Annotated in this window: 7 protein-coding genes; 2 read left to right on the top strand and 5 right to left on the bottom strand. The window is 37.0% G+C overall.

Features of this window, described 5'->3' with window-relative positions; genetic code table 11:
• The coding region (locus tag RLO81_RS03035) for a DUF6272 family protein (RefSeq protein ID WP_350107047.1) at positions 1-429 on the bottom strand (429 nt) is incomplete at its 3' end.
• Between the two features lie 40 nt (positions 430-469).
• Positions 470-1,885 carry a peptide MFS transporter gene (locus RLO81_RS03030; RefSeq protein ID WP_350107044.1) on the bottom strand — a complete coding sequence of 472 codons (1,416 nt, stop codon included), beginning with the start codon at positions 1,883-1,885 and terminating at the stop codon, positions 470-472.
• Positions 1,886-2,099: 214 nt separating this feature from the next.
• Between RLO81_RS03030 and pckA the strand changes: the two genes are divergently transcribed.
• Positions 2,100-3,707 carry a phosphoenolpyruvate carboxykinase (ATP) gene (gene pckA, locus RLO81_RS03025; RefSeq protein WP_350107041.1) on the top strand — a complete coding sequence of 536 codons (1,608 nt, stop codon included), beginning with the start codon at positions 2,100-2,102 and terminating at the stop codon, positions 3,705-3,707.
• A 110-nt stretch (positions 3,708-3,817) separates the two neighbouring features.
• Positions 3,818-5,046, top strand: a protein-coding gene (locus tag RLO81_RS03020; protein ID WP_502880426.1) for an IS3 family transposase whose coding sequence is annotated in 2 segments (ribosomal slippage) — positions 3,818-4,175 and positions 4,175-5,046 — 1,230 coding nt in all. Because the reading frame shifts where the segments join, the coding sequence is not laid out codon by codon here.
• Between the two features lie 45 nt (positions 5,047-5,091).
• Here RLO81_RS03020 and RLO81_RS03015 read toward each other — a convergent pair.
• The 3 genes from RLO81_RS03015 to RLO81_RS03005 form a co-directional block, all read right to left on the bottom strand.
• Positions 5,092-5,778, bottom strand: a complete 687-nt coding sequence (locus RLO81_RS03015) for a DUF2490 domain-containing protein (RefSeq protein ID WP_350107038.1) — start codon at positions 5,776-5,778, stop codon at positions 5,092-5,094.
• Positions 5,778-6,356 carry a hypothetical protein gene (locus tag RLO81_RS03010; RefSeq protein ID WP_350107036.1) on the bottom strand — a complete coding sequence of 193 codons (579 nt, stop codon included), beginning with the start codon at positions 6,354-6,356 and terminating at the stop codon, positions 5,778-5,780. Before RLO81_RS03010 ends, RLO81_RS03015 begins: the two co-directional genes overlap by 1 nt.
• 23 nt (positions 6,357-6,379) lie before the next feature.
• A partial coding sequence (locus RLO81_RS03005; RefSeq protein WP_350107033.1) for a nucleoside transporter C-terminal domain-containing protein occupies positions 6,380-6,916 on the bottom strand: 537 nt, incomplete at its 5' end.

Genomic DNA, 6,916 nt, shown 5'->3' with positions numbered 1-6,916 from the left:
ACCTCCAATATCTAATACTCCTCTATATAGATCTTTAAGTTCATCTCTATCTAACGAGTTTACGATTTCTATTCTTGATTTGATGCTTCTTACATCTTTACGCATCATATAATTGCCTGTAGCAATATGATAGCTAGCATCAGATTTGTTTACAAAAACAAAAGCTTTTAAATACTGACCCTTTTCTTTATTGCCTTTTAAGTAGCCATAAATATTTTGGAGACTCTCCACAAGAATATTGTATATTTTCTTAATTGCAATTTTTGACGATAATGAATCACTTAATGATTTTTCGAGGTGCACAAGTACATCGTCAAGCTGCCCTTTGCTCAACTCGCCCATATAGCTGTAAATCGTATCTTCGCAGAAGAAACGATTGTACTTTTCTTTAATATCAAATGCACTTATCATTAAGCCAGAATCAGACATGAATTTAATATTTATATCATTAAAGTCAGAATTAAAAAGCCTATTCTTTTACAACATCAGGCCTGGAATATCCTTCATCTTCTATTGCAACATCCGTAGAGCCATCTTCGGCACCATGCGTCAACCTTTTCAATGGTTTTAGTATAGCGATTACCAACAGGCCAAATATAGTACAGAAAACAAATATGCCTGTGAATAACTCAAATTCCCCAAGTGTAGTGGACCAGGCCCCTAAGGCACCAGCTAATTTATTTCCTATTCCAGTAGCAGCAAAATAAGCACCCATCATAAATGAAGCATACTTAACCGGTGCCAGTTTGGTAATAAACGACAGCGCTACAGGGGAAGCACACAACTCACCAACAGTATGTAACAAATATGCCAATACAAGCCAGTACATAGCTGATGAGCCAGTTTCTTGATACTGCATAGAAGCTCCAGACATGAATAAGAATCCAGCTCCCATGATAATTACACCCACAGCCATTTTAAACAGTGAAGATGATTCCTTTCCTTTCTTTTTCCACCAAAACCAAAAAGATCCTATACCTGTGGCCAATGTCATAATGAAAAAAGCATTCACTGATTGAAACCATGCAGCAGGTACTGTAAAGTCAATAAATCCTAAATATCTATCGGTTTTATTTTCAGCATATAAATTCATTAAACCTCCTGCTTGCTCAAATGCTCCCCAAAAAACAATGATTATTAAGAAAGACAGAAACATAACGAGCATCCTGTCTTTTTCAACTTTGGTGAGAGGTTTTTTCATTAACTCTTTATTCTCAGAATCATCAGCTCCTTGAAATTCACCAACTCCTTTCAAATGTTTTTGACCGTACATAAACATGATTTGCCCTAACAACATTCCAATACCTGCCAAGCCAAAACCATAATGCCATCCATATTGAACAGCTGCCCAACCTGTGGCAATTGAACCAATGAATGCACCTACGTTTATCCCAATATAAAATATATAAAACCCTTTATCCCGTCTATCATCGCCCTGTCGGTATAATCCACCTACCATTGTAGAAATATTTGATTTTAATCCACCCACTCCAAGTATGATAAAAATTATACCTGTATAAAACGCCCACATTGCCTCAACGGCAAGTACAGTGTGGCCTATACATAGCAAAATACCACCTAATAGAACCGTCTTCTTTTGCCCTAGGTATTTGTCGGCAATTAATCCACCAGGTATGGAAGCTAAATAGACCAACATAGTATACCACCCGTAGAAGTTTAATGTTCTTGCATCATCCCATCCCAAACCTGGATTATCACCTAATAATGGTGCCGCTAAATATAGTGTTAGTAACGCTCGCATACCATAATAGCTGAATCGCTCCCAAAGCTCTACAAAGAATAAATAATAAAGGCCAACGGGATGTCCCCACAGCTGCTTCCCATTTGCACCATGATCAGGATGATCAATTGTAATTGACGACATATAGTTTTGATTTGTTTAAAAAATTCCGCTAAAACTAACATTACTAAAGTTGATTAGCAAATAAACTTACCTTGCAACTCCTACTCCATCATTTAAACGGTGATTCTGGTTAAAGCAAACGATTGAAATATCAATTTTAACTATTAGTGAAATAATTAATTCACTACTTTTGCAGTCTTTACTTTTTATAAAATCTAGAAACAAAAAGAGTACCATGCAGGAACTAGGATTAAAATCAGAGAAAGCGTCTGTAGAACAATTAGGAATTAAAGATGCTATTGTACACTGGAATTTATCTCCAAAGCAACTAGCTGACATTGCGGTTGAGGCAGGACAGGCATCAAGAACTAATTCAGGAGCTATCTCTGTAGATACCGGTGAATTTACTGGTAGATCTCCAAAGGACAGATTTATAGTTAAAGACGAAATTACTGAAAATGCAGTTTGGTGGGGTAACATAAACATCCCTTTCGACTCAGAGAAATTTGACAAACTATATGATAAAGTGGTTGATTATTTATCTGGTAAAGAAATTTACGCACGTGATGCTTACGCATGTGCTGATGATAACTACAGAACAAATATTAGAGTAGTAAACGAATACTCTTGGTCGAACATGTTTGCCTACAATATGTTCTTAAGACCTACTGAAGCAGAAATTAAATCATTCGAACCTGATTGGACAGTAATTAACGCACCTGGATTTAAAGCTAACCCTGAAGTAGATGGAACGAGACAACACAACTTTGCCATATTAAACTTCAAGAGAAAAATAGCGCTTATTGGTGGTACTGGTTATACAGGCGAAATCAAGAAAGGAATTTTCTCTGCGTTGAATTTTGAATTACCGCACCTAAAAAACACATTATCGATGCATTGCTCAGCTAACATGGGCAAAGATGGTGATACAGCCATATTCTTTGGCTTGTCTGGTACCGGAAAGACTACCCTTTCAGCTGACCCTAACAGACAATTAATTGGCGATGATGAACATGGTTGGTCTAATGAGAATACTGTGTTCAACTTTGAAGGTGGTTGCTATGCAAAAGTGATTGACCTATCAGCAGAAAGAGAGCCAGATATTTATAATGCCATTAAAGAAGGTGCCCTTCTTGAAAACGTAGTTTTAAAAAATGGTGATATTGATTTCAAGGATGGCTCGAAAACTGAGAATACCAGAGTTAGCTACCCTATCGATCATATAAATAACATCGCAAAACCATCAATTGGTAAAAACCCTAAAAATATCTTCTTCCTTACCTGCGATGCCTACGGAGTATTGCCTCCAATTTCTAAGCTTACTCCAGGACAAGCTGCATTCCACTTTATTTCAGGATATACCGCAAAGGTAGCTGGAACTGAAGCAGGTATCACTGAACCGGTAACAGCATTTTCTGCTTGTTTCGGAGCACCTTTTATGCCATTGCACCCTACCAAGTATGCGGAAATGCTTAGTAAAAAAATGCAGGAAGCTGGTGTTAATGTTTGGTTGATTAATACGGGTTGGACAGGCGGTCCTTATGGTAAAGGAAGTAGAATGAAATTACCATTAACGAGAGCAATGATTACTGCAGCCCTTAATGGTCAGTTAGATAATGTTGAGTATACTAACCACTCTGTATTCCACGTGGCTATTCCAAAAGAATGCCCTGGAGTTCCAACAGAAGTGTTGAGCCCAAGAGGCACATGGAAGGATGATGAGGGTTATTATGCACAAGCAAATAAGTTAGCTGATCAATTTAACAAGAACTTTGAAAAGTTTGCTGAGAATGCAAATGATGAGATTCTAGCTGCGGTGCCTACTACAAAGGAAACTGTGTAAGAATTATTTATTAATAATAGAGAGGGCGCTTTTTAAGCACCTTTTTTTATGTTTCTGTCTCGTCCTGAAATAAGTTGACACAAATCCGACTTATTATGAAAAAGGACAACATGAATAAGGCCAACTATAAAAAGCGTACCCAACGTGATTATACAGTAGGCTTTAAATTAGCAGTAATTAATCAGGTAGAAAAAGGCGAAATGACCTATAAACAAGCACAAAAAGCCTACGGCATTCAGGGTCGTAGTACTGTGTTGGTTTGGTTAAGAAAACATGGTACCTTGAACTGGAGTAATCCGCAAATACATTTTATGGCCAGTCCAAGAAAAAAAGAAACGCCTGCACAAAAGATAAAGCGCCTGGAACGTGAGCTCTCCGATGAACGTTTGAAAAACGACATTCTCAATGGTATGATTGATATTATGGATAGAGATCATGGAGCAGGACTTAGAAAAAAGTATTTATCCAATCAACCCAAGACAGACAACAAAAAGAAAAATTAAGCTTATCTCGATGTTGTCGGTTGTTTGGAATTAGCAGACAAGCAATTTATCAAGCTAAACATAGAGCTTTACAGCGAAGTATTGAATTATCTCGTATTAAGCCATTGATACTTAAAGAGAGAATGAAGATGCCCCGTGTAGGCACCAGAAAGTTATATTATCTATTGAAAGAAGACTTCGTCCGTGAAGGCATAAAAGTAGGTAGAGATGCTTTATTTAACTATTTAAGAGCTGAACATTTGCTTATTCGGCCTAGAAAGAACTATACCAAAACCACCTATAGCAAGCACTGGCTGAGAAAGCACCCAAACCTACTCAAAGACAATGTTCCACTCGCTCCTGAAGAAGTTTTTGTCAGTGATATCACCTACATAAAAAGTAGGGAAAGAACACATTATCTTTCTTTAGTTACGGATGCTTTTAGCAGAAAAATAATGGGGTATCATCTTAGTGATGACATGAGTGCCGAGCACGTTGTAAAAGCATTAAAGAAAGCTGTTAAAAATAGAACGACAATGAAGAAGTTAATACACCATTCAGACAGAGGGCTTCAATATTGCTCATCTATCTATCAAGATGAGTTAAACAAAAACAAAATTATACCCTCTATGACCGATGGGTATGATTGTTACCAGAATGCTTTGGCAGAAAGAATTAATGGAATACTCAAAGAAGAGTTCCTTCTCTACAAATGTAACACAGGAAAGGAGCTTAAGCTTTTAATCAGTCAATCCATTAATACTTACAATAACAACAGACCTCATCTAAGTTTAAACTATAAAACACCTAACTTTATACATGAAAAAACCGAAGAAGATTTACTCCTTCGGTCTTAATTAAAATTATCTATAAAACCGTCAACCTATTTTAGTACGGGTCATTCACAATGTTAAGAAAGCCCCAAATTTGAGCCATATTCGCTGCCTGTCTCCCGGAGAGATTATTCGATCTGTTCTATAGTCCAGGCCCAATTCCATTTTTATCTTTTTACTTACTAAATTACCTATAGCCATTGTAAACCTGTTTTCTATATCATCTTCATCTGCCTGCACGCCATAGATTATTTCTTCAGACGCTATAAAATAGTATTCGCTAACATCCAGGTTAGTGCCTTGAAGGGGAATCTCTGAGGACAACCTGTAGCGTATCCGATATTGATTCTTTTCGTTTTCAAAGAATGTCTGATCGAGCCGCAGTCTATGACCAAGCCTTAAGCCAAACAACCGTTGAATAACTGCTATTTGTTGAATAGACCGATGGTTGTTGGGATCAGTTTCTTCCAGCCGATATTGATAACCGACAGCGACTTTAACAAACGCCCCTAAGTTCCTTGAGAGAAAACCTTGAAGATCAGTACGATCATGAAAATAATCATAATTCGTATCTGTACTCTCATCATCATAAAACTGTCCGTGTTGAGACTCTAGCTTAAAAGTAGCTGTGTAATTAGTATTGAGATTTTTGCTTATCGCCATTTCTGGAAAAAATCCACCATATACTACCTCTGATTGAGCTAAAACGCCAGTGCACCAAAACAAGAATATTATAGTTATTGATATCCTGTGCATCAATAACTAATATTATCAGAAGTGCTTAATACGATATGCCGTTTATTAACAAGGCTTCCAGATTTTTCAAATAGCCCCTCATAGTATATAAATGAATCACCTTCTTTTCCTTCAAATTCAATTTCATATCTGATTTTTAATTGATCAATTAAGCCATTCTTACAATAATTTATAAGTCTTTCAAAATCACCAGATAGTTGTAATTGAATGCGTCTAATTTTATAAGAGTCAAAATTTGATTCAAAATAGCCAGTTATGCCCTTTCGAGATTCATCAGGTAGTTCATTCATATCGTACTCTACCTCAATGTCTTTAACATTAAACAGTGTATCAAACTCAATACTATACCTCCGCTTATCCTTTACTAATTTTGCCTCATAATTTTGATATGACTCATTCTTTTCCTGATACCATTTGATTTTAGTACTCTTAGCAAACAACTCGGTTACACGTTTCTTTAAAATGGCAGGAACTTCTTTTTCAGAAATACGTTCTTCTATCTCAATTTTATCAGACTCTTGTTGAGCCCATAAAACTGTAGGGAATACTAAGACTAAAGTTAACGTTAGAAACTTCATGATATTGAAGTTACATGATGATTTTAACCAAACAAAGCTCCGGCAATAGTAGCTGTCATCATTGTAGCTAATGTGGCTGCAAAAAGTGCCCTAAGCCCTAATTTAGACAAATCACTTTGCCTGTTGGGTGCCATACCTCCTATGCCACCTATTTGTATAGCTATAGAGCTAAAATTGGCAAACCCGCATAGTGCATAAGTAGCAATCACGATAGATTTCTCACTCAACCCAGCATCCATTTTCATATCAGCCAGACTCAAATAGGCTACAAATTCATTAATTACTATTTTCTGGCCAAGTAAGCTACCGACTGAAATGGTCTCTGCCCATTCAACCCCCATAATAAAGGCGAAAACTCTGAATATCTGCCCTAAAATGTATTCCAATGAGAATCCTTGAAATACACCACCTGTGCTATTGGCAACAAAGTCATTCAGGCCAGTCCAGCTGCCGATACCGTCAACCAACAACCAGTTAATAGCATAAATAATTGCAATAAAAGCTAAAAGCATCCCGCCAATATTTATGGCAAGCTTCACACCATCAGCCGCACCTCGCGC

It is taken from the genome of Fulvivirga sp. (assembly GCF_040220315.1).
Taxonomy (GTDB): Bacteria; Bacteroidota; Bacteroidia; order Cytophagales; family Cyclobacteriaceae; genus Fulvivirga.
The sequence above is the reverse complement of the archived record's forward strand: the minus strand, read 5'-3'. Positions and strand labels throughout refer to the sequence as shown.

Coding starts and splice junctions, on each gene's coding strand:
- RLO81_RS03030 (WP_350107044.1), bottom strand. CDS start 1,885: ATGTCGTCAATTACAATTGATCATCCTGATCATGGTGCAAATGGGAAG.
- pckA (WP_350107041.1), top strand. CDS start 2,100: ATGCAGGAACTAGGATTAAAATCAGAGAAAGCGTCTGTAGAACAATTA.
- RLO81_RS03015 (WP_350107038.1), bottom strand. CDS start 5,778: ATGCACAGGATATCAATAACTATAATATTCTTGTTTTGGTGCACTGGC.
- RLO81_RS03010 (WP_350107036.1), bottom strand. CDS start 6,356: ATGAAGTTTCTAACGTTAACTTTAGTCTTAGTATTCCCTACAGTTTTA.